General features: G+C 54.2%; 16 protein-coding genes. 7 read left to right on the top strand and 9 right to left on the bottom strand.

Annotated elements, in window-relative coordinates; translation table 11 throughout:
* Nucleotides 1-133 precede the first annotated feature (133 nt).
* The 4 genes from J2T14_RS19665 to J2T14_RS19650 all read right to left on the bottom strand — a co-directional run bounded on the left by J2T14_RS19665 (nt 134) and on the right by J2T14_RS19650 (nt 5,603).
* Entirely contained in the window at nt 134-1,009 is an 876-nt protein-coding gene (locus J2T14_RS19665; RefSeq protein WP_307473448.1) for a carbohydrate ABC transporter permease, read from the bottom strand.
* Between the two features lie 19 nt (nt 1,010-1,028).
* On the bottom strand, nt 1,029-1,985 hold the full coding sequence (locus J2T14_RS19660; RefSeq protein ID WP_307473446.1) for an ABC transporter permease: 957 nt from the start codon (nt 1,983-1,985) through the stop codon (nt 1,029-1,031).
* A gap of 85 nt (nt 1,986-2,070) precedes the next feature.
* On the bottom strand, nt 2,071-3,630 hold the full coding sequence (locus J2T14_RS19655; protein ID WP_307473444.1) for an extracellular solute-binding protein: 1,560 nt from the start codon (nt 3,628-3,630) through the stop codon (nt 2,071-2,073).
* A 449-nt stretch (nt 3,631-4,079) separates the two neighbouring features.
* Nucleotides 4,080-5,603, bottom strand: a complete 1,524-nt coding sequence (locus J2T14_RS19650) for an extracellular solute-binding protein (RefSeq protein WP_307473442.1) — start codon at nt 5,601-5,603, stop codon at nt 4,080-4,082.
* 182 nt (nt 5,604-5,785) lie between these two features.
* Here J2T14_RS19650 and J2T14_RS19645 point away from each other — a divergent pair, with 182 nt between their 5' ends.
* Complete coding sequence (locus tag J2T14_RS19645) at nt 5,786-8,098, top strand: AraC family transcriptional regulator (protein ID WP_307473441.1); 2,313 nt, start codon at nt 5,786-5,788, stop codon at nt 8,096-8,098.
* 18 nt (nt 8,099-8,116) lie between these two features.
* Here the strand turns inward: J2T14_RS19645 and J2T14_RS19640 are convergent, their stop codons facing one another.
* Complete coding sequence (locus tag J2T14_RS19640; protein ID WP_307473439.1) at nt 8,117-9,073, bottom strand: helix-turn-helix transcriptional regulator; 957 nt, start codon at nt 9,071-9,073, stop codon at nt 8,117-8,119.
* A gap of 136 nt (nt 9,074-9,209) precedes the next feature.
* Between J2T14_RS19640 and J2T14_RS19635 the strand changes: the two genes are divergently transcribed.
* Entirely contained in the window at nt 9,210-10,940 is a 1,731-nt protein-coding gene (locus tag J2T14_RS19635; RefSeq protein WP_307473437.1) for a permease, read from the top strand.
* A gap of 297 nt (nt 10,941-11,237) precedes the next feature.
* On the opposite strand, the gene J2T14_RS19630 is transcribed toward J2T14_RS19635, so the two are convergent.
* The 4 genes from J2T14_RS19630 to J2T14_RS19615 form a co-directional block, all read right to left on the bottom strand.
* Nucleotides 11,238-13,289, bottom strand: a complete 2,052-nt coding sequence (locus J2T14_RS19630; RefSeq protein WP_307473436.1) for a GTP-binding protein — start codon at nt 13,287-13,289, stop codon at nt 11,238-11,240.
* Between the two features lie 207 nt (nt 13,290-13,496).
* Entirely contained in the window at nt 13,497-14,018 is a 522-nt protein-coding gene (locus J2T14_RS19625) for a YceI family protein (RefSeq protein WP_307473434.1), read from the bottom strand.
* Between the two features lie 83 nt (nt 14,019-14,101).
* On the bottom strand, nt 14,102-15,502 hold the full coding sequence (locus tag J2T14_RS19620) for an MATE family efflux transporter (RefSeq protein WP_307473432.1): 1,401 nt from the start codon (nt 15,500-15,502) through the stop codon (nt 14,102-14,104).
* Nucleotides 15,503-15,707: 205 nt separating this feature from the next.
* On the bottom strand, nt 15,708-15,944 hold the full coding sequence (locus J2T14_RS19615) for a hypothetical protein (protein ID WP_307204646.1): 237 nt from the start codon (nt 15,942-15,944) through the stop codon (nt 15,708-15,710).
* Between the two features lie 286 nt (nt 15,945-16,230).
* Between J2T14_RS19615 and J2T14_RS19610 the strand changes: the two genes are divergently transcribed.
* From J2T14_RS19610 to J2T14_RS19590, 5 genes are all read left to right on the top strand, one after another.
* The gene (locus J2T14_RS19610) at nt 16,231-18,324 is read left to right on the top strand and encodes a multicopper oxidase family protein (protein ID WP_307473430.1); all 2,094 of its coding nucleotides are present in this window, start codon (nt 16,231-16,233) and stop codon (nt 18,322-18,324) included.
* 417 nt (nt 18,325-18,741) lie between these two features.
* Nucleotides 18,742-19,245 (top strand): hypothetical protein, encoded by a 504-nt coding sequence (locus tag J2T14_RS19605; RefSeq protein WP_307204644.1) that lies wholly within the window; start codon nt 18,742-18,744, stop codon nt 19,243-19,245.
* A 125-nt stretch (nt 19,246-19,370) separates the two neighbouring features.
* Entirely contained in the window at nt 19,371-19,865 is a 495-nt protein-coding gene (locus tag J2T14_RS19600; RefSeq protein ID WP_307473429.1) for a hypothetical protein, read from the top strand.
* A gap of 116 nt (nt 19,866-19,981) precedes the next feature.
* Nucleotides 19,982-22,255, top strand: coding sequence for a PAS domain S-box protein (locus J2T14_RS19595; RefSeq protein WP_307473427.1), 2,274 nt, complete (start codon nt 19,982-19,984; stop codon nt 22,253-22,255).
* Between the two features lie 192 nt (nt 22,256-22,447).
* Nucleotides 22,448-24,058 (top strand): histidine kinase N-terminal 7TM domain-containing diguanylate cyclase, encoded by a 1,611-nt coding sequence (locus J2T14_RS19590; RefSeq protein ID WP_307473424.1) that lies wholly within the window; start codon nt 22,448-22,450, stop codon nt 24,056-24,058.
* Nucleotides 24,059-24,122 lie beyond the last annotated feature (64 nt).

Genomic DNA, 24,122 nt, shown 5'->3' with positions numbered 1-24,122 from the left:
AGCCGCCGCTCTCCGGGTCGTATTGCCCGGCCATCCACGCGGGCAGGCGCTCGAGCAAGCCGTCCATCTCCGATAGATGCTCCCGAAGCGCTTCCTTCCCCTTCAGCATGAGTGAACCTCCCAGCGAATACGATTATCCTTTAATCGAGCCGATCAACGCGCCCTTGGCGAAATGCTTCTGCAGGAACGGATAGACGATCAAGATCGGCAGCGTCGCGACGACGATAACGGCCATCTTCACCGATTGATCCGGCGGCGGCACGGAAGCGTCCAACTCGGAGCTGTAATCGAGTCCGCTTGCAAGCACGACGATTTGCCTCAGCAACACTTGAATCGGCCATTTGGCGCTGTCGTCGAGGTAGAGGATCGCGCTTAAATACGTATTCCAGTACGTTACCGCGTAGAATAGCGAGATCGTCGCGATCGCCGGCATCGATAGCGGCAGAACGATTCGGAACAGAATGCCGAAATCGTTGCACCCGTCGATTTTCGCCGATTCCTCGAGCCCCTCGGGAATATTCTGAAAAAAGTTTTTCAAGATGATCAAGTTGAACGCGCTGATCGCCGACGGAATGATAAGCGCCAAGTAGCTGTCGATCATGCCGAGCTCCTTCACGACGAGGAAGGTCGGAATGAGGCCGCCGCTGAACAGCATCGTGAACACGACGAGGAACATGACGGCGCGGCGGCCGTCCAAATCCCGGCGCGACAGCCCGTACGCCATAAGCGCGGTCGTGAACATGCTGAATACCGTACCGAACGCCGTCACCCCTATGGAGACGCTCATTGCCCGGAAGATCGTATCCGTCGAGAAAATGAACGTATACGCGTCCCAGCTCCAGATCGTCGGAACGAGAATGAACTTCTTCATCGCCATCTCCGCGCTCGTCGTGAACGAGCCCGCCACCACATGCAGGAAAGGCAGCACGGTAACAAGCGCGATGATCGTCAGCAGCGTGAAGTTAACCGCCTGGAAGAGGCGTCCGCCTATCGTTTTGTCTTCTACCATTCGATGATGCCCCCTTCCATTAGTAAACGCCCTCTTCGCCCATTTTCTTAGCGAGCCTGTTGGCCATCATGACCAGTACGAGTCCGATGAACGATTTGAAGAAGCCGATTGCCGTTGCGTAGCTGAACTTGCCCTGCTTCAGCGCCGCCGTGTACACGTACGTATCGATGATTTCCGCGACCTCGCGGTTCATCGAGTTGAGCAGCAGGTACACATGCTCGAAGCCGAGCTCGAGCACATCGCCGATCTTCAGAATGAGCAGAATGACGATGACGCTGCGAATCGCGGGCAACGTAATATGCCATACTTGTCTCAGGCGTCCCGCGCCGTCCATCCTCGCAGCCTCGTAAAGCTGCGGGTCAACCGAGGCGATTGCCGCCAAATATATGATCGTTCCCCAGCCCGCCTCGCGCCAGATCACCTGAATGATATACGTCGGCCGGAACCATTCGGGACTGAGCAGGAAATCGATTTTTTCGAATCCGAAGTAAACAAGCAATTCATTCACGATGCCGCCGTCCGACGTCAGCATGACGAAGCTGATCGAGACGATGATGACCCACGACATGAAATGCGGCAAATACACGAGCGTTTGGAACGTTCTTTTGAAGAAGGACAGCCTTACTTCGTTCAGCATCAAAGCGAGAATAATCGGAATCGGGAAGAAGAACAGCAAATTCATCCCGAACAATAACAACGTATTCGTTAAAATGTTAATAAAATCCGGCTCGGTGAACAGTCTCTCGAAGTGCGTCAGCCCTACCCATTCGCTTCCGCCGACGCCTTTGAACGGCTTGTAATCCTGAAAGGCGATCGCGATTCCGAACATCGGAATGTATTTGAAAACAATAAAGTAGAAAATGCCGGGAATAAGCATCACATACAGCCATTTGTTTTTCCAAAGCCGTTTTTTTAGCTCGCTGCTGCTTTTCTGGGGCACTCTGTTCTGCTGGGCATTAACAACCGCATCCTGCATGATGATTCTTCCTTTCCACGGGGAGTGAGAGACCGCCTCCTTAGAAGGCGGCCCCTCCCTGCTTGAACGTTTGCGTCGGCAACCGTTATTTTTGGTAAACCGCGTTGTACTCCTCGATAATTTGATCGCCGCCGCGCTTCTTCCAGTCCGCAACGGCTTTTTCGAAGCCCGCCTTGTCGAGATTGCCGTAAATATACTTGTACGTCGCATCCTTGATGAGCTCTTGAAGCTCCGTCCCTTTCTCCGTGTACGTAGCGGAGTCGAGCGCTGCGGTTGGATCCTTGATCGCGATTTTCGCGTTCTCTATCGTGAGCCGCTCGGCTTTGATGCGCGCCTCGAGATCGTGGAAGCCCTCGTACATGCCGTTCGTCTCGGCCTCGCCGATCACGCTGTCCTTGAACCCTTTGACCTCGCGCTCCGTCAGCTCTTGGTCGTCGCCGGCTTTGGCTTTGCCGTCGACGACGGTGTAGTGAACGCCCTCCTTGCCCCAGAACATCATGTTGGCCACTTCCGGCGTCATCATTTTGTCGAAGAAAGCGAGTATTTTCTTAAGCTCGGCTTCGTCCTTGATCGCCCCTTTCGGGAACAGCACGACATTGTTGTAGCCGGGAATCGACCACGTCGCGAACGATCCGTCCGGTGCGGCAACCATGCTATGCGTATCGACGACAGCCGTCGGCACGTTCTTGACCAAATCCTTCACGAGCGAGTTGACGTCGCTCATCGCGCCGATGTACGCGCCGGCCTTGCCGCTCGTGAACAGGTTGATCTGATCGGTCTTGCTCGTCGCTGCGAAGTCGACGTTCATCGCTTTCGCATCTCGAACGCGCTTGAAGAAGTCCATCGTCTCCACGTACTTCGGCGACATGAATTCCGGTTGAAGCTTGCCGTCCACGTCCGCCCAGTTGTTCGGCGTGCCGAACCAGGAAGCGACCGTCTTGAATGCGCCGTAGATAAGATCGTTGCGGTCCGCCAAGCCGATCGTATCCTGCTGGCTGTTGCCGTCCGGATCGCCCGTCGTGAACTTCTCCAGCATGGCGTACAGCTCTTCCGTATTTGCCGGCGCGGCGATTCCGAGCTTATCCGCCCAATCCTTCCGGTAAATCAAGCCTTGGCGCGCCAGCGGACGGCCTATATAAAGGGAGTAAAGCTTGCCGTCCACCTTCGTGTTGTTCAGGATTTCTTCCTTCAGCTTGCCGAGGTTGGGGAACTCGCTCAAGTAAGGTCCGATTTCCCAGAACTGGCCGTCGCGGATCGCGCCTTTCATTTGGATGAAGGTCGCTTGGTTTTTGAGATAAGTTACCTGCGGCAGCGAGCCTGTCGCGAAGGAAGTGTTCAGCTTCTCCTCGTACGTGTCTGCCGGGAAAAATTGATAAGTGAGCTTCGTGTTCGTCAGCTTCTCTATTTCGTTCTTAATGGTATCGGGCGGCGTCTCTGCGGTGTTAAGAGGAAGCATAATCGTAATCTCTGTCGGTTTCTCCGGCTCTACCGGCTTCGCGGTCTCTTCTGCCTTCGCTCCGCCGCTGTCTGCGGTAGGATCCGGCGCGTTCTCGTCATTGCCTTTGTTGTTGCCCGAACATGCCGCAAGCAGCATGCTGAACGCCAACACGACGCTGAGCAGAATCGAAAACGATTTTTTGTTCATAATGCTTTGACCTCCATTTATCGTTTTGGTTGGTACGCTTTCAATCTAGCACCCGCCGCAAGAGTGCCGAAACAATCATTTGTTCATATCGGGGCCGAGCCGGCGCGCATCTGAGCAGATGATTATTCCGGCGGGAGATGATAGCCGGAACCGGAACGACGAAAGCTCTCTACTCCAACCTTGGCGATTAACGGGATTTTCTCCTGTTAATTAAAGCTGTCAAGTGTGTTCTGGCTGAATAACTGGAATTTCTCCAGTTAATTGTTTTGGTTTTGGCGGATTGGGGACGATTGCGAGAAATAACAGGAGGCTCTCCTGTTAATGGGCTAAGAGGCGCGATTAGCGGGATATTAACAGGAGGTTCTCCCGGTATTTGAACGATGACGCGACAAAAAAGCCCGCCGCGTCATTAGTCGCAGCAGGCTTGGCTTCATGCCTTTCGGCCGATTCTATTCCATGAAAAAAGCATCCGTATATTCCTTCGCGATCGCGTTGCCGCCTTCGCGCCGCCAACGATTCACCTCTTCGCCGAAGCCGCTCTCGCTCAGATGCCCCAAAATATAATTATAGGTCGCATCGGAGACGATTTTGTAAAGCTCCACGCTCTTCTCGTCGTACGTCTTCGATTCCAGGCCGATCGTAGGGTCTTTCACAAGAAACTTCTCGTTGTCCGCGCTAAGACGCCCCGCCAGCGCCCACATCGTCTCCTTCTCCGACGCCTCAAGCACGTTCGGATTGCTTAGATCGGCAATCATCAGCGCATATAGCGCCCCGATCTCCGTCACGCGAAGCTGCGACGTTTCCTCCGGCAGCAGCACCGATTGTCCGCTCAGCGTATAATGCTTGTTCTCTATGCCGTAGCGCATCAGATTAGCGACGTCCTTATCCATCGTACGGTCGAAGAAAGCGAGGATGTCCAGCAGCTCCTCCTCGGTTCGGATCGCTTTTTTCGAGAATAAGTAAAGGCCGTTGTAGTTCGGAATCGACCATACTCTGTAGCCCTTCGGCCCTTGAATCCGATTTACGAGCGCGAACCTCGCTTCGGGATTTAACTGCTTCGCCTCGTCCGACAGCCGCTGCACGTCGGTCATGCTGCCAATGTAGACGCCCGCCGCGCCCCGGATCAGCTTATCGCGCTGTACCTCCTTGCTCGTGACGGCGAAGTCGGGGTTGATCAGCTTCTCCTCGTACAGCCGCTTCATGAAGTTCATCGTATCCTTGTACGGCTTCGTCTCGAATTCAGGGATAAGCGCGTCGCCCGCAGCCGATAATCCCCAGTTGTTCGGTGCGCCGAAGTACGAGCTGAGCGTCTTGAAAGCGCCGAACACGAGATCGTTGCGGTCGGCCAGACCTACCGTGTCCTGCTTGCCGTTGCCGTCGGGATCGTTCACGGTAAACCGCTTGATCACCTCGTACAGCTCGTCCAGCGTTCCGGGCTTATTCATTCCGAGCCGATCCAGCCAATCCTCGCGTATAATGACGCCCTGCCTGGAGGATGGCCGCTCCGTATAGAGACCGTATATTTTACCGTCGACCGCCGACTGCTTCAATATATCGTCATCGAGATGCCGTAAATTCGGGAATTGCTCCAAGTACGGGCCAATCTCCCAGAAGGAGCCGGAGCGGATCGCGTTTTTGATGAAAATATAATCGGTATGCTTCACGAACGTCGCCTTCTTGAGCGAGTTCGTCGTTAGCGACGTATTCATCTTGTCCGTATAGATGCCGTCTGGCACCCAGTTGATATCGAGCTTCGTGTTCGTCAGCTCCTCGATCCGGGCAATCGCTTCGTCGCTGGGCGGATGCGGAAAGTGCAGCGGCGCCATGATCGAGATAGGCGTCCGTTCGCCGTTCGCCACGGTTCGGCCGCCGTTCGGCTTGCCGCTGCAGGAAGCGCATACAATTGCAATCAGTACAAAACCAACCAGCACAAACACGTAGTATCCGTATCCGTGACGCTTCTCCGATTTCATCGGAATCCCCCTTGCAATATCGAATGCCATATGTGCCTACAGCCGTTTCCTGCTTGCCGCAGCAGGCTTTCCGCGTCATAATCTAAGCAAATGATTATCCGCCGGTCAGATGATTATTGTTCTGCCCGCCGCCCATCAATAGAATAAGACTATGATCATTCATACAAAAAAAGAGATAGGTGATGGATGCCGTGCGATCTTTAACTTTTCTAAGCAAAATGACGATGTTCGGGGTACTGCTCAGCACGCTTCCCGTTATTTTTATCGGCGCGTTCTCCTATTTTACTTCTTCCAAGGAAATACAGAAAAATGTAAACCAAGGAAAAATGCAGCTGATTATGCAAATTAACTCAAATGTAGAGCAGAAACTGACGACTGTCAACCACACGCTGAACCAGGTCATCAACTCTACCGTGCTCAAGAAAGCGATGAACCGACCGCTGACCGCCGACGACTTCATGATGTACGACGACCTTCGGAACGAGATCCGCCATATGCAATCGTTCGATACGAAGCTCGAGGATGTCGTGCTCATTAACGACCGTCACAACTGGATGATTAAAAACTCCGGGCTCTATCCGTTCAAGTCTTATGCCCATTACGAGCAGCTGGCGAGCCTTATGCAAGTGCCGGAGAGCACCTCCTGGGTGCTGAACCCGTCCGGCTGGTTCTATAGCGAGGAAAGCGCGGACGGCGCGGCATGCAGCTACAGCATCAGCCTCGTGAAGAAGCTTCCGACGACGGGACTTGAGAAGTACGGGCTGGCGCTTGCCAATATTCCGACCTGCAGCCTGCAGGATCTGCTTGAGAGCGACGGCGACGACGCCTCCAGCATTATGATCGTTGACGATCAATATCGCATTCTGCTTCATCCGGATCAGCAGCTGATTGGCAAACCGATCGATGTAAGCGGTTTAAAAATCGGACAGCTGTCGCAGTCCTCCGGTCAATTCACCGCGGTTCTGGACCAGAAGGATTTCGCCATCACCTACTACCGTTCCGACTTGAACGGATGGACCTACTTGTCAGTGACATCCATTGCCGGCATGACGAAGGAATCCAACAAGATCGGCGCTTATACGCTGTACATCTGCCTCTTCATGCTGCTGCTGTCCATGCTGCTCGCATGGCTCGGCTCGCGGCGCATGTACTCGCCGATCCAGCTTCTTTTGAACCAAATGGGCGAACGCCTCGGCGACATCCAGAAGCGCAAGTCGAACGAGTTTCAAGCGATCGGCGAGCAGGTGCACCGGCTGTTCCAGTCCAAATCGCAGCTGGAGAAGGAGGTCAGCCAACATATTTCGCAGGTGCGCACCTTCTTCCTGATAAGGACGCTGCAGGGCAGCGTCAAGCAAAGCGAGCTGAACGAGAAGCTGATCCAATTCGGCTACGGGCCGCAGCTTAGCGGCTGGAAGACGATGGCCGTCATTACCCTGCAGATCGATTATTTCGAAAACAGCCGGTACACGAAGCAGGATCTGGAGCTGCTGCTGTTCGCCGTGCACAACATCATCGAAGAGCTTATTCCGTCCGGACAGCGGCTATCCCCCGTCATTATGGATCAAACTGTCGCGACGGTCATCGGCAGCGCGGAGGACGATCGCGCCGAATTCCATAGCTCGTTGTATGCGATAACGGAAAATTTGCAGCAGCAAGTCGAGAGCTATCTGAACGTGCAGGCAAGCATCGGCATGAGCTTGCCGCTCAGCTCCTTCTCCTCCCTCCCGATTGCCTACCGGGAAGGACTGGAAGCGCTGAAGCATCGCATCAAGCTGGGCGAGGGCATCATTATCCAGTACGAGAACATTAATGCGGGCAATCACTACTTGAAGCTGAATTACCCGGCGCATATCGAGAACGAGCTGATGGACACGATCAAGCTGGCGGAGAAGGATAAGGCGAAGGAACTGCTGAAGCTGTTCCTGCAAGCCGTCTTCAGCGTGGAGTCCTCGCCGCAGGAGTACCAGATTCCTCTGGCGCGGCTGCTGAACAATCTGCTCATCGTCATGCAGGAGTCCGGTGTCAGCTTAAGCCAGATCCATCCGATGAAAGGGTCGTTGCTGGAGGAGCTGCTGGAGCTGCGGACGGCGGCGGAGATCGAGGATTGGTTCTGGACGAGAGCGGCGCTTCCGATGGTGAACATTTTCAAGGATCGCCAAGAAGCGCAGTACCATAACATCTCCGAGAAAATCATCGACCTCGTCCAGCATCATTACGATTCCGATCTGACGCTGGAGGAATGCGCGTCGAGGCTGCACTATAACGCGAACTACTTAAGCAGCGTCTTCCGCAAGGAAACGGGCTATTCCTTCAGCGAATATTTGTCGATGTACAGGTTCAATATGGCGAAGAGATGGCTGGCCGATTCCGAAATGCCGATCAAGGACATCGCGGCCAAGCTGCGGTACAACAATCCGCAGAACTTCATCCGCTCCTTCCGCAAGCAGGAAGGCATTACGCCGGGACAATACCGCGACAAGAAGCGGACCGGTTAGAGGATGCGGGATGCCCTCCTAACGGCGAATGAATTGCTGCCGGTGCTCGCGGGGCGTACGCCCCTCTCGCTTGCGGAAGCAAGCGGCGAAGTAGGCCGGCTGCTGAAAGCCGACCTCCTCGGCGATCTGGTTGATCGACAGGTCGGTCTCCAGCAGCAGTTGCTTCGCCTGCTCCAGCCGGTACAAGAGCAAATATTCCATCGGCGAGCAGCCGAATTGCTTCTGCATGCATCTTGCGATGTATACGGGATGGAAACTGAGCGCCGCGCCTAGCTCCTCGGCCGTTACCCGGCTGCGATAGCGCTCGCGCAAGTAGGAGGCGGCCCGGCTTGCCGTCTCCGCTCCCGGCGCCTTCGGCGTTCGGGCTGCCGCGGAAGCCGATAGCTGACGAAGCACCTCCTGGAACAGCAACTGCTGCTCGAAGCGTACCTCGCTCTGATGATTGTCGCGTTCATGCATATGAAGCTGCTGCAGCTTGTCGTACATTTCGGCGGGTCTGAGCAGCCGCGTGAATTGCGGAACCTCGAGCGTTATTTCCGGTACGCGGAAGGAACGATTGGGTTCGGCTGCCTTGGTTACGGTGGATACGGCGGTTACAGCGGTTACGGTTGCGGAAGTGCCGTCACTATCGCGATCGGCCGCCTGCGCCTCTTCATGGTTATCCAAGACACTCTCCTCGTCGCGCATTCGCCAACCGCCAAGCGTATGGAAGTGCAGCCAGTACGTGGCCGTCGCCGTACGACAGCCTTCCGTCGGGTAATGATGCAGATCCGGCCGGAGAATGAGCGCATGTCCTTCGGACACCTCGTACCGCCTATCCTCCTCCCCGATATACATGCAGCCTTGCTTCACCACAAGCAGATCGAATTCGCCAACCGCATAACGCTCGGGATGCTTCCTGCCCGGTCCAGCCAGACTGAAGCCGCTATGGATATAATGGGGCAAGGGTAATCCTGCAAATTGAATAATAGCCATCGGGCGCTGCCCTTCTCTCATGAGCCAGCTCGAGCCAGCGCGAGGTTGGAATATTAATAGTTTTCGTTTCCAAACTAATACATCGCCTCCAGTATACCACCTATAATAGGGCGTATTAAGAGGGAGGCGAAAGATTTTGGTAAGCGCATACAATAACTTCAAGCTGGCGATCTATTGCACGGCATCCTGTCTGGATAGCAGCTTCGACAAGCTCGCGCAGGAGCTTGATTTCTTCGCGAAGCATCTGTACGTATCGAAGGTGTATATCGAGAATCACCGCGGCGACGTGTCCTTAAGCAAGGAGCGTCTGCTTGAACTGAAGCAATTCCTGAACGAGCGCGGCATCGAAGCGGCAGGCGGAATTACGCCGACGCTGGGCAGCTCCTATCGGCCCGGCTACGAGCGGCTGTTCGGCGGTATCTGCTACACGGACGCCGCGTCGCGCGCTGCCTTTCAGGCTGCCGTAGAGACAGCCGCTTCGGTTTTCGACGAAATTATCTTCGATGACTTTTTCTTTACGAACTGCGGCTGCGACGATTGTCTCGAGGCGAAGGGCGAACGCACGTGGGAGCAATTCCGATTGGAGCTTATGACCGAGGTATCCGCTAACTTAATTAAGAAGCCTGCCAAATCGGTTAATCCGAACGTGAAGCTGGTCATCAAGTACCCGAACTGGAATGAGGCGTATCAAGCGTCAGGCTACAATACGGAGACGCAGCCTGCCATCTTCGAAGGCGTCTATACCGGAACGGAAACGCGCGACCCGGCGATCAGCCAGCAGCATATTCCGCGGTACGCCTCCTATTCGCTGCTGCGCTGGATGGATCAGCTTAGCCCGGACGGCGGCAACGGCGGCGCTTGGTTCGACAGTCTGGACTGCACGTACATCGATTACTACTTGGAGCAAGCCAATCTCAGCGTATATGGCAAAGCGAGGGAGCTGACGTTGTTCTGCTACTCGTTGCTGAAGGACAGCGTCTACGTGCCGGCGCTCGGCTTTCAGCTGGAGAAGCTGGACAAGGCGGCAGGGCAGCTTGGCCGGCCGCTAGGGGTTCACGTGTATGAGCCGCATCATGCCAAGGGCGAAGACCATCTGTACGATTACCTCGGCATGCTTGGCATTCCGATGGAGCTTTCCCCGCATTTTCCGAGTGATGGCAAGCCTTTGCTCTTAACGGCCAATGCCGCTAGGGATGAGGGCATCATCGAACGAATGAAGAGTTATTTAAAGGATGGCGGCCATATCATCATGACGTCCGGCTTTCTGGAGCGCATGCATGGCAAGGGAGCCGAGCAATTCACGACGCTTCACCCGACCGGCAAGAAACTCGCCATCCAGCAGTTCGCCATCGATACCGCAAGCTGTACGTTCGATACGTTCACGCTGTCGGCCGAGCCGCTCTACTATCCGATATTCGATTACAGCACGAACGGCACTTGGCAGTCGATTGTCGCCTTGAAAGGCCATAACAACATTCCGATTCTGATGTACGATAATTATGGCAGAGGCAAAATCCATACGCTCATAATCCCGGATGACTACGCCGACTTATGGAAGCTTCCTTCCGAGGTTGTAACGAAGATTCGTTCTGTTATGACGGGAAAGCTGCTGCCTTATCAATTGGAAGGTCCGGCTCATGTCGGCTTGTTCGCCTACGACAATGGCTCGCTCGTTATTGAGAGCTTCGCCTCGCAGCCGCAGAAGTGGTGCTTCCGCCTGCCGGAAGGCATGTCGCTGCAGGCTCCTAACGGAGGGCGCCCGCTTAAGAGCGCCGGACAGGACGAGGATGGCTCTTCACGGTATGAAATAAAGCTCGCTCCGTCAACGATGCAACTGCTTCGTGTGACGGATTCCGAGCAAGCTTAGATAAAGTGCCTCGCCAGAGGGGCCTTGTCAGGTATATTGGTCAAGCATAACGTCTATTAGCGCTTCGTCGAACTAATCGGGACGGTCCGGCTAGTATGGGGATTGTACCGGTATTTCGTCGAACTAAATCTCCTTTTCGTGCCCGTAACGAAAAAACCGCCTCATTAGTTTCCCGAAATCAAACTAATGAGGCGGTTTGCTGTGTATATCGTAAATTAGTATCCCATAATGCCATTATTGTCTTTTTAATGCTCAGTTAGTGTACGAGAGCAGCGTGTACGATGAAGAGGACGATAACTATGATTGAGCCAGCGCCTTGCGCACGTACAGGATATACTTCGACTGGTCAAGCGGGTTCACGCCGGTGCGCTTCCGTTCCGCCTGCACGCCTTCCGGGCATTCCTCATAACCCGCGAAGACCGTCGACATGACGCCGCGCCCCTTCGTAAACGAGCCGAACCTTGCCGGGAAGTCAAGCGACGTCGCGACTGGCAGTATGCCCTCGATCTCCATCCGCTCGCCGCGCACTTCCGGTGAATCGAATTGCCCCCGCATCTGAACGAGCTCGTTCATGATCTTGCCGCCCGTCTCCTCCGGCACCGACATACGGAATCGAACCATCGGTTCAAGCAGCTTCACTCCCGTCCGTGCCAATCCGTCCATGATTCCCATTGGCGTAGCAACCGCAAAATCAAGCGGATGCGTATGCCATACATGATGCTCGCCCTCAAGCAGCGTCACCTTCAAATCGGTCACTTCCCAGCCGAACATCCCTTGCCGAAGCGCTTCAGGCACTCGTCTTGCGACCTCGTTCTGATAGCTCTCCAGCAGACGCTCCGGCCGGGCGAGCGACGAGTAAACAAGCCCGCTGCCCAGCTCGCCGGGCTCGATGCGGAAGCGCAGAATCGCCCAGCATGGCTTCGGCATCGTATACGCGATGAAGCCCTCGCCCGCCTGCGCCGGCGTCTCCTTATAGATGACGGACGGCGCGCCGAAGTCCACCGCAAGGCCGAAGCGGCTGCTGAGCATATGGGTCAGCACCTCGACCTGAATCGGCCCCATTACCTTCACGTGCAGCTCGCGCTGCTCCTGCAGCCATTGCAGATCGAGCAGCGGGTCCTCGTCCGCCAACTCATGCAAGGCGGCAACGACGGCGGTGTACTCCGCCTCGTTCCGCCACCGCACCTGCACCGTCAGCAGCGGCACAGCCATCCGCGTCTCGCCGGGCACAAACGCGTCGCTGCCGATAATATCGCCGATGCGCGCCTGATTCCACCCGCATACGGCGGCAATATCGCCTGCCGCAAGCATGCCGACGTCCTCTGACCGCTGGCCGTCGATCTTCCGTACTTGCGTCACCTTCTCGTCGATCTCCCGTGTCGCGTTGCGTACGGAATCGCGATTGCGGATCGTTCCGCTGTACATGCGGACATACGCGATCCGCCCCATCGCCGGATCGCGCTCGATGCGGAAGACGACGCCCGACACAGGCCCGTCCGCCTTCCCGGCAGCGGGCGGAGGAGGCAGCAGTCCAATCATCGCATCCATTAACGGCTCTACGCCGATACCTTTATTCGAAGCCCCGAACAAGACGGGAAACAGCTCCCCGCGGCAAGCCAGCCGAGGCAATAAGGCACGCAGCTCTTTCTTCGGCCATTCGCCGCTCTCCATATACTGAAGCAGCAGCTCCTCATCATGCTCCGCGACCGTCTCAACGAGCAATTGCTCGAAACGTTCGCCATCCGCGCCAGCATTATCTTCACCATTAGAGCCCGCCGGACTGCTGATTTCCACTGCAGCACCGCGCCGCAGCAGATCATTGCTTCCGACGAAACGATCCTCCGCTCCGTTCGGAAGCTGAACAGGCGCAGCCATACCCGACAGCAGCCGCCTTATCTGCACCAGCGTCCGCAAGGCGTCGGCGCCAACCCTGTCCATTTTGTTCACGTACAGCAGGGTAGGAATGCCTCTTTCCCGAAGCGCATGCCAGATGACCTCCGTCTGCGCCTGCACGCCTTCCACCGCGGATATAATAAGCACCGCACCGTCCATTACGCGAAGCGAGCGCTCCACCTCCGACAGGAAATCGACATGGCCGGGCGTATCGACGACATTAACCGTTACATCCCGCCATGTGAACCGTGTCGCGGCTGCACGCACCGAGATGCCCCTTGCGCGCTCCACTTCCATCCAATCCGTCTGCGCCGTACCGTCATCCACGCTGCCCAAGGAACGAATCCGCCCGCTATGGAACAGAATCTGTTCAGTCGTTGTCGTCTTGCCCGCATCCACATGCGCGAATATGCCGATATTCCGAATCCGTCCGTGCTCCCCGCCATTAAGTACCATGAACCTTATCTCCTCGTCTGCCACGTCTTACGCCTATCATATCTCAAAACAAGCGGAAACGGCTATCGCCATCCTCTTGGCAGCGTAAGCGGATGTTTAGCGGTTGAAATAGAAGTCCGCTTGTAACCGTGAAACTTATAAATGCTTATATTTACAAAAAACAGCCTACCGGGCAACTGCCTGATAAGCCGTTAATCATCCGCTCGATTAAGCTCCGATATTCGCTTCGATCTCGATCGAAATTTTCACTTCGTCGCCGATCAGCACGCCGCCTGTTTCCAGCGCCGCGTTGTACGTTAAGCCGTAATCGCTGCGTTTGAGACTGCCGTTAGCGCTGAAGCCGACTTTTTCGTTGCCCCATGGGTCTTTGCCCGCGCCTTCATAGGTTGCCGTGAACGTCTCGGACCGCGTTACGCCATGCAGGCTAACGTCGCCCGTAACGTTGTATTCGCCGTTATCCGTCTTGGCTATGTTGGTCGCTTCGAATGCAAGCGCGGGGTACTTCTCCGTCTCGAAAAAGTCGCCGGAACGCAGGTGAGCGTCACGGTCGCCGTTGCGCGTATCTATGCTCGTCAATTCGATGCTGAAGTCGATTTCGGCCGATGTCAGATCATGCGGGTCAGCCGTGATGCTGGCCTCGAAGGCATGGAACGTGCCTTTTACTTTTGCGATCATCATATGCTTCACGGAAAAGTCCACTGCGCTGTGCGTATGCCTATATGTAGACAAAAAAATACCGTCCAAACAACGCACTTCATGCACGTTGCTTCGACGGCCTTCGAGCCTTCGATAAGCCTATTCGCATCGACCGCCTATAAAGCAGTCTCCTTCGCCTTCGCCGCAGTCGGCCTGACGATCGCATGCTGCTCCCACGCCCGGCTGCGCCAGCGGAAGAACATAATGACCGCGCGAAGCCATTCATCGGCCGCAATGGCAAGCCAGATGCCCGCAAGTCCCATGTCGAGCCGGAAGATAAAGAAGTATCCGAGCGGCAGGCTCATGCCCACCATCGTGAACATCCCGATCCATAGCGGGAACTTCGCATCCCCCGCCGCGCGAAGAGAGTTAACGAGTATAATATTGATCGTCCGCCCCGTCTCCAATACGATGCTAAGGAGCAACACGTTCGCCCCGAGTCGAATAATGTCCCCGTCGTTCGTGAACATGCTCATTAGCGGCTCGCGGAACAGCATGACGAGCACGACCGTAATGAGCGTGAACAAGCTAGCATAACGAACACTGCTGAACACCCGCTTGTAGGCTTCGTTCTGCTCGCCCGCTCCAACAAGACGTCCGACGATGATCGAGGTACCCATCCCGATCGCGAAAGCGAACAAATACGTAAACATCGAAATGTTCGAAGCGTATTGCCTGGCCGCCAGCGATGACGCTCCGAGGAACGTCGCATAATAGAGGAACACGATCTGGCAGGTCTGGTACATCACCTGCTCGAACGCAGATGGAATGCCAATCTTCATGATGTTGCCGATATACGTCTTAGAAAGCGAGAAGTAATACCGGATCTGCACTCTAACCTCCATAATGCGATAAAGAAGCCAGAAGAAGACGATAAGCGCAAGAAACCGGCTGACGACCGAGGAGATCGCCGCGCCTTCCACGCCCATTTCCGGAAAGCCCAACTTGCCGAATATGAGCGCGTAGTTGCCGATAATATGAATGACGTTCATTCCCAGCGATACGTACATCGCTTCCTTCGTATAACCGTGTACCCGTATGATGGCCGACACGGAATTAATAATCGCTTGCAGGAAAATCAAACCTCCGACAATCGATAAGTAGCTGCTCGCGTACTCCAGAATCTCGCCCTGCAAGTTAAGCCGCTCAAGCAAAGCATGATTGAACAGCAGGAACAGACCGCTTATGATTAAGCCGACAAGCAGGTTAAGCGTGACCGCAAGCGCCGATATTTTCGCCGCCTCAATGAATTTCTTCGAACCGATATACTGCGCAACAACGATCGACGCGCCGTTCCCGATCACTTCCAATATAAGAATCGCAATATGCAAATACTGATTCGATGCCCCAACGCCCGACACCGCATTGTCGGATATCGCGCTCAGCATGAACGTATCGGCAATGCCCATCAGCATGAACAAAAAGATTTCCAAAAATATCGGCCAAGTCAGCATAAATAAATTCAGTTCGCCGGACCGTGCCTTTCCCTGTCCATTCGCTGCATCCAAGTTCGCCATGATGTCACCTTCTTCTATAAAACATTACTTTATGAATCTAAAGCAATCCGTATCTTAGCATACCTTCCCCCTTTATGCACGCGGCAATTGCCGATTTACCGTAAAACAATATATGGCTCTCTAAAACGAGCACGCCAAAAAGGCTGCTTCTCCGCAACTTCTCAACCGGGGAAACAGCCTTCTTATTTTAAAATGATAACCATCATTAGTCCGTTTGCGATTCATCCGCCTCTTCGGCGGCCTCTGCTTCCTCTTCTGCTGCCGCTTCTTCCTCGGCAGCTTCTTCTTCGGCTGCTTCCTCGGACGATTCGTCCGCAGCAGCCTCTTCTTCCTGGGCGATTTCCTCGTCTGCGGCAGCAGCCTCTTCAGCTGCAGCCTCCTCCGAAATCGCTTCCGCGGCTTCTTCCGCAACTACCAATTCAATCTCTTGTTCTTGGCTCATATATTCACCTCCTGCTTCTTAATACCTTAATTGTAGCGCTTTCATAGAAGTTAACAAGAGGTGTATATTGTCGTTTGATAGGAACTATTTCCGCTATTTGTAGACCCTCCGTTCATTCGTCAAAAGACTGGACGCAAGTCTAGTGCGGGCCTAAGACTATCGGCGGTTTTGGGCATCGCCCGCAGCGGATACCATTTAATATATAAGAATTATAAGGGTGCCGTTTCACCTTGATATAACGATTTTGAACGGATATTTATTTCACTAATACTGGGGGCTAACGTATATGTTTTCCATTGCCATCAACACCGAGCTTGGCGCACTCATGCTATTCGTCATATTTTCATTGATCGCAGCTAACAAAGCTTCCAAGCTCATTTATTACCGGACGGAGAAGGAGCTTCACAAGCGTACGCGCAAAATGGTGTTCTGGACGGTATCGCTCACCGTTCTCGCTGCGACCATGGCGGCAGCGGACATTTTCCTTGCGTTGAACGCGCATCCGCTGCTCTGGCTCGACCGTCTGCTGCTGCGGACGCCGCTGGCCTTCATAGGTGTGCTGTTCGTCTGGTTCGGCGCCATGCCGCGCGTACGCATGCTGCTGGCCCGGACGCGGATGCAGACGGATGCCGTCCCCGATCTGTCGCGACGCAGGCAAGCGACGGAGCCGCTGCTCGTCGCCCCTTATCAGTTCGCCGCTTTGATCGGCGCCGGTTTGTTTTATTTTGCATTCGTGCCGCCGATTCCGTTTGCTTGGACGTATCTCACCATTCCGCTGACGCTGCTAACCGTGCTCGCCTGCTTCCTGTGGATGCTGCAATCGCATCGCAATCGGAAGGCGACGGAATCGATGCAAACGTATATTTACCGCCCATGGGGGCGCAGGCTGCGCCTTACAGGCACGTACGCTGCCATTGCCGCCGTCTGCAGCGTGCCGCTTCTCACCGCTATGCAAGGCAGCAAGCTGCCCGACCGGCTTAACATGATGACCGGCAAACCCGATTATGGCATGGCCGCGGCTGCAGCCGGGCATAACCATCATCAAGCAAGCGATCCGGTGCTGGCAAGCGCTGCCGTGCCGGTTACGGAGCTAACCGGACCGCAGTCCGGCAAGGCCGACCGGAAGTTTGCGCTGACAGCTAAGAAGAAGAGTGTCCAGCTGAGTTCAGGCAAAACCGTAGAAGCTTGGACCTATAACGGCCAAATCCCAGGACCGGAGATTCGGGTGAAGAAGGGCCAGCTTGTCGAGGTAACGCTTCTGAATGAAGATATCGAAGGCGGCGTCACGCTGCACTGGCATGGGCTTGACGTACCCAATGCGGAGGATGGCGTGGCAGGCGCGACGCAGAACGCCGTCATGCCCGGCGGGAAGCATACGTACCGCTTCATGGCCGAGCAGGTCGGAACGTTCTGGTACCACTCGCATCAGAACTCCAAGGAAGCGGTAGAGAAAGGCTTGTTTGGGGCGCTTATCGTCGAGCCTGACGAAGATACGCATGCCGAAGCCTACGAAGATATTACGATCATGACGCATGTATGGGATGACGCGGGCATGGCGATCGGAGCGGACGATACGCTGCAGAGCAAAGCGATTGCACCCGGAACGCCTGTCAGGCTGCGGCTCATCAATACGGACGATTGGGTGAGGCAGTCGTATTCGTTAACCGGCACGACGTTCCAGGTAGCCGCCATTGACGGCACGGACCTGCATGAGCCCGGCGATCTCAACAATCAACGCCTGGAACTCATAACGGGAGGACGCTATGATGTCACCTTCATTATGCCCGATCATCCCGTTCTGCTGAGCGTCGGCCGTGGCAAGAAGCTTGGCTTGCTCATGAGCCCGGACGGGAAAGGCGAGCCGCCGGCCATTCCGCAGACGACGGTATTCGATCCGACGCATTACGGCACGGCCGCGAAGACGCCTTTTGGCCAAGACAGCAAATTCGACCGAGAATTCACGATGATCCTGGATAACCGCTTCGCCTTCTATAACGGAGGCTTCGCTGCCTATGACACGATTAACGGTCAAGTGTTCCCGAATACGCCGATGTTTGTCGTGAGGGAAAACGATCTCGTCAAGACCACGATCGTCAACCGCAGCTCGGTCGATCATCCGATGCATCTGCACGGCCATCATATGCTCGTCCTATCGCGCAATGGCGAGGACGTAACCGGTAGCCCTTGGTGGTCGGATACGCTTGACGTTGCTCCGGGCGAAGTGTATGAGGTTGCTTTCATGGCGGATAATCCCGGCCTCTGGATGGATCATTGCCACAACCTGAAGCATGCCGCGGCGGGCATGACGATGCATCTTATGTATGAGGGCGTCATCTCGCCGTTCGAGGTCGGAACGGAAACGCATAACCATCCCGAATAACGTCATGTGCTTGTGAGATGAGCTATGTTGGATTATCGCACTAACTTCGTTCGATAGGAGTAAGGAAAGCGGGCTATGTTGGATATCTGCACTAACTTTGTTCAAAATCATCCTTCTATGATTTTACAAGCAAAAGTTTGTGCAATTATCCAATGTAGCTTGTGTGAACATATAAAAATGCTGGAAGTTACTGCAAAATTCCAACATAGATTTCTGCCGTATTACAGTTGTAGACGCGTAATCCCGCCATCGACACACCCTTAGCAGCAAAAGCGCTTACCGTGCGTTCACCAGCATTCATATGCGAACTAGACTTTAGTCCAGTTTCCCCGGTTACCCCCAGCATGAGGACAGGTTTTTTACAAATATGCTATGCTTATGACAACAAATTGAAATCAGATTGGAGTGTTCCTTCGAATGAATGCAAGAACCATTAGCGGCGCGGTGCTGCTGCTGCTCGGTGTCGTCCTGTTCCTGAATCAAGGCGAGTCGTTCGGACCGGGCAAAATATTCGCATACTTCTGGCCTTCGCTCTTCGTCATCCCGCTCGGCCTGTTCTTCCACTGGATGTACTTCTCGATGCTCGGACGCAGGGGCATCGGCGTGTTGATCCCCGGCGGCGTTCTGTTCACGGTCGGCATCGTGTGCCAGTTCTCCATGCTATTCGATAGCTGGGGCTACATGTGGCCGGGCTTCATCCTCGCGCCAGCCGTCGGTTTGTTCGAATTTTATTGGTTCGGCAACCGGAACAAGTGGCTGCTCATCCCGATCAACATTCTCACCGTGCTGTCGCTGCTCTTCTTCGCCGTCTTCTCTCTAGGCACGCTGTATAACAAGCTATTGTTCAGCCAGCCGCTCGTCGCGATCGCCCTTATCATTATCGGCGCCTTGACGTTGATCGCCAAGAAAAAAGATATCTAATAAATTAAGCCAATCAGCAATGGCCGTTGCCGTCCCTCTCGGATGGCAACGGCTATTGTTCGCATAAAAACGCTTATATCGTGTACAATTATCGATATACTCACTTCAAGGAGGCTCCTTCGCCTATGCTTTCTTTTGACCAGAAGCTTTCCATCATCCAATCGTTCGCCGAGCTTACTCAGCATAACGTGTCGCTCGGACGCGTCAACTTCCACTTCGAGGACAGCGCGCATGAGAAAAAAACGGTTGTCTATCATCTGCATCCGAACGGCAACGGGTTCGTATTCGCCGGGCTCGTGAACGGCATCCAGACCGACGACAAGGGCATGGTCAACATTCGCGATTACAACGAAGACGAGCTTCGCGCGTTGATTATGAAATCCATCACCTCCCTTGCGACGACACCAAGATTGCAAGCTGCCGCTCCCGCGAAGAGCAAGGCTTCCAACCGGAAGGCGCCGAAGGAAGAAACATGGGTCGGCCCGGATAACGCCACGCTTACGTTGCAGTTCGAAGACGATCTCTGGTACGTATATGCCGGCCTAAGCCTGGAATCGGCGTTCGAAACCTATGAAGAAGCAGAGCAGTATCTAGAGGAAGAACAGTTCACTCGCGCCTAAGCGCCCGAAACCTCTACAATTTCCCTCGCAATATCGACACGTCAAAAAACAGGATTTTGGCCTCCCGGCGTCTAATTGTTAGGATGACATCCAAGACACCTGGGAGGAACGATCCGTTGTCCATCAAAGCGAAGCTCTCCGTATCCATATCGGCCATCGTCGCCATTATCCTCATGCTTAATATAGGGATCTACCATTTCTCCTCCAAACAAGAGCTGCAAGCCAATGCCGAGCAGCAAATGATGAATATCGCCAAGCAGGTCGCCGTATCCGTGGAAAGCTCCGAGAAAGCGAAACGGTTCATGGAGGATGCGATCGGCGAGAAGCTGCGCATGGCCGCCATAGCCGTGAAAAACAGGCTTGACCCGGATATCGATAACGTAACGAACGAACAATTGGTTGCGCTGAGCAGCGAGCTTGGAGTCGATCATATTACGCTTTGGGTACGGACGGAAGGCGACATCGTCGCGGCCAGGTCTTCTTATCCGAAGGAAATCGGCGCAAGTTCGAAAACGTGGGATTATTGGTATACCGCGTTTAACCAGCTCTTCGACCATTATAACGTTTCAATAGCGAAAGGGCAGAGGCTCGCGAACTTCTGGTCCGGCCCGATCAACTTTTCTTCGACTGATCCCGACTTTACGAACAAATGGGGTTATTATTACGACGGAACGACCAATTACATGATCAATCCGTTTATTGACGCACAAATTTTCCTTGATTTCAACGATAAAGTAGGAAGCGGGGCCGTTATCGGCAAGCTGGCGGCCGACCATCCCGATCTGCTGGAGGTAACGGGCTTCGACCCGCAGTTTTTCGGCAAAAAACCGATTATTAAGATCAAGAACGGCCAGCCCGTCTATAATCTGGACGTACGCGATATCCCGTTCGGAACTTACGAGTACAAAGATACGTACGTCGATTCGGTCAATATCCAGTTGGCGCTGGGCGACAACAAGATGCACACCATCAAGAAGGTCATGAACGGCAAAGAGGTGATGCGCAGCTTCATTCCGATTATCCTTAACAAAACGTACGTCATCGGCCTTACGTTCGATCTCAGCGGCATTAAGGATTCGTTGAACCGCCAGTTGTTCGTTCATTCCATCATCTCGCTTTGCCTTGTCGTTATGACGATGTTCGCGAGCTACTTTATTGCCGGCTTCATGTTGCGCTCGTTAAATCAAATCCTGTACAAGGTAAACGACATTGCTGCGGGCAACTTCGGCGAAACGATTACGATTCGCAACAAGGACGAACTCGGAACGCTCGCCTCGCGCGTCAATACGATGGGCACGAATCTGTTCAGCTATATGACGCAGTTAAAGAACTCCGCAACGGAGCTGCAAAGCATGAAGCAATATTTGGAATCGTTCGTCAATCATACGGCCGATGCGATCCATGTGGCGGACCTGGACGGACGTATCACGCAGGTAAACAAGGCCTTTGAAACGATGTACGGCTGGACGCGGAACGAGGTGCTCGGCAAGCAGCTCGGCAACGTGCCGGACGCTTATAAGCGGGAATATCGGGAGATCGTACGGAAGGTACTTGCAGGCGGCTCCATAACCGATTATGAAACGGTTCGTTACAGCAAGTCGGGGGCCTTGATCGATCTGAGCATAACGCTTTCGTCGGTACGCGACGAGCAAGGGGAGATTGTTGCCGTCGCCGCGATTTCCCGGAATATTACGGCGAGGAAACAAACGGAGGAGCTGTTGCGCCAATCGGAGAAGCTATCCGTCGTCGGCCAGCTGGCGGCAGGCGTCGCCCATGAGGTGCGCAATCCGCTAACGACGCTGCGGGGCTTCATGCAGCTTCAGAAGCAGACAGGCAAGCTGTCCCCTGCCCATCTCGATATTATGCTGGAGGAACTGGACCGCATCAACTTCATCGTAAGCGAATTTCTTGTGCTGGCGAAGCCGCAGGCGATCCATGTGCAGCCGATCGATGTCGTCGATACGCTGCAGCAAATCGTTACCCTGCTCGATGCCGAAGCCAAACTGAACAACGTTCAACTGAAGGTAGACAAGCAGATTGAAACGACTATGGTATTAGGCGAGTCCAATCAGCTCAAGCAGGTGTTCATTAATTTGCTGAAGAACGGCGTCGAAGCGATGATGGACGGCGGTCAGTTGACGATTGAAGTATTGCCTTCCCCGAATAACGACGTCATTATCCGCTTCATCGATGAAGGAAACGGCATGTCCGAGGAAGACCTGCAGCGGCTTGGCGAACCGTTCTTCACGAGAAAGAGCACCGGCAACGGGCTCGGGATCATGGTGAGCAAGCAGATCATCGCGAATCATAAGGGAACTCTTGCGTTCCGGAGCACGCTGGGCGCAGGCACATGCGCCGAGATTACTTTGCCCGCAAGCGGCCGCCCATAGGGCGAGCCGCTTCTTTACCGAACGGAAGAATAAGGCATATTATCAAAAGATGTTTTGAACGTTCGCAACCGGGTATGCTACACTATCTCCATATCGATTTTTTCCCGACTGCCGCGCGCTTGTATTTCGACGCGGAAGATCTTGTATCGCCGGAGAACGGCGGCAGTCGTTAACGTTTGATTGGAGTAACTTATGAACATTACTATTACGGATTACATCGTTCTCGTAATCATCTCAGGCGTGCTTAGCGTGCTGCTGGCCATATACGCATACTTCATGAAAACCAACTTCTCGGGCACCAAGGCGTTCATCTGGTCCTCCGCCTTCAGCGCTATCTATACCTTCGCCTTCGTCTTCGAGCTATCGAGCGACTCCCTACAGGAAATCAGGTTTTGGCTGAATATCGAATACTTAGGCTTGCCGTTCATCGCGCCAAGCAGCCTACTGCTCGTTCTGCATTACATTGGCAGGGAGAAATTTGCCGCATTCCGCAGAGGATGGGTATTATTTGTTATCCCGGCCATTACGCTTATTATGAATACGACGAACGACTACCATCGATTATTTTACAAGGTACTTTACTTGCGCGAGAATACCCCGACGCCCATGATAGACATCTTCCCGGGCAGATGGTATTTCGTACACGGGGCTTACACATTCGGCTGTCTGCTGGTGTCTATCTTCTTGCTGGTCGTGCATACGCGCAAGTCCAGCTCAGTCTACCGCAAACAAAATTTCACGATGATTCTTGGCCATCTGCTGCCGATGCTTGGCGCGCTATTCTATGTACTCGGCATGACCCCGCTTGGCATGGACCCTGTACCGATCGTGATGTGCGTAACCTCGGCACTCTATATTTGGGCAATCGTCTCCACAGGCATGCTCACCGTAGCGCCGATTGCAAGAGATCATATTTTCGAGAGTATGCGCGACGGAGTGCTTGTCCTTGACTTGTCTGGAAAAATCTTCGACTACAACAGTGCCGCAATAGCGATTATTCCGTCCCTCAGTCCTGCAGCCATTGGCAAGACGATCGAGCAGGTATGGAAGCGCGGGGCCGACACCGGCGTATTCGAAGGCGATTTGAATGATACAAGCAAGCAGGAATACGAGCATGAATTGAAGTGGATCAAAGGAGGCGAAACCTATTACTACCGGGTTCGCTCCTCTAAGCTGCTTAATACGAAAGGCGAGATTGCCGGCCGCACGATCGTGATGATCGATATGACCGAGCATATGCAATTGCAGAACAAGCTGCGCAGACTCGCCGAAATAGACGGACTGACGGGCATCTATAATCGGACTCACTTTATGGAGATTGCAACGGAGCAGCTTCGGCAAGCTAGGATTAACCATGCACCCCTGGCGCTTATCCTGATCGACATTGACTTCTTCAAGTCGATCAACGACCGTTTCGGCCACAGCGTAGGCGATCTTGCGATCCATCATGTCGTAAGTCTCGTCAAGAGCATCATCTCGCCCGAAACATCCTTTGCCCGGTATGGCGGCGAAGAGTTCGTCCTCTGCGTGCCGGATACCGCGCTCGGACAAGCGCTGCAGACCGCCGAGCAATTAAGGCAGAAGATTGCCTCGACACCGCTAATCAGCGGCTCGCATGCGATCTCGATTACCGCCAGCTTCGGCGTAACGGAGGCGTATCAATCGGCTCTGCCGCTGGAATCGTTGCTGCACGAGGCCGACGATGCGCTATACTTTGCGAAGCGCAACGGCCGCAACCGAGTCATTGCCGCGGGCAGTATAGAACCCCAAAGCGAATCCGCAGCTACCGTCACTAGAGTTTAGCGGATGGCCTACATGATATAATCAGCTAAAACCAATACTAACGGAAAGAGACAGGTGGAGTTGA

The sequence above is a fragment of the Paenibacillus harenae genome, assembly GCF_030812415.1.
Taxonomy (GTDB): domain Bacteria; phylum Bacillota; class Bacilli; order Paenibacillales; family Paenibacillaceae; genus Pristimantibacillus; species Pristimantibacillus harenae_A.
Note: the sequence above shows the minus strand (reverse complement) of the source record. Positions and strands in the feature narration are given on the sequence as shown.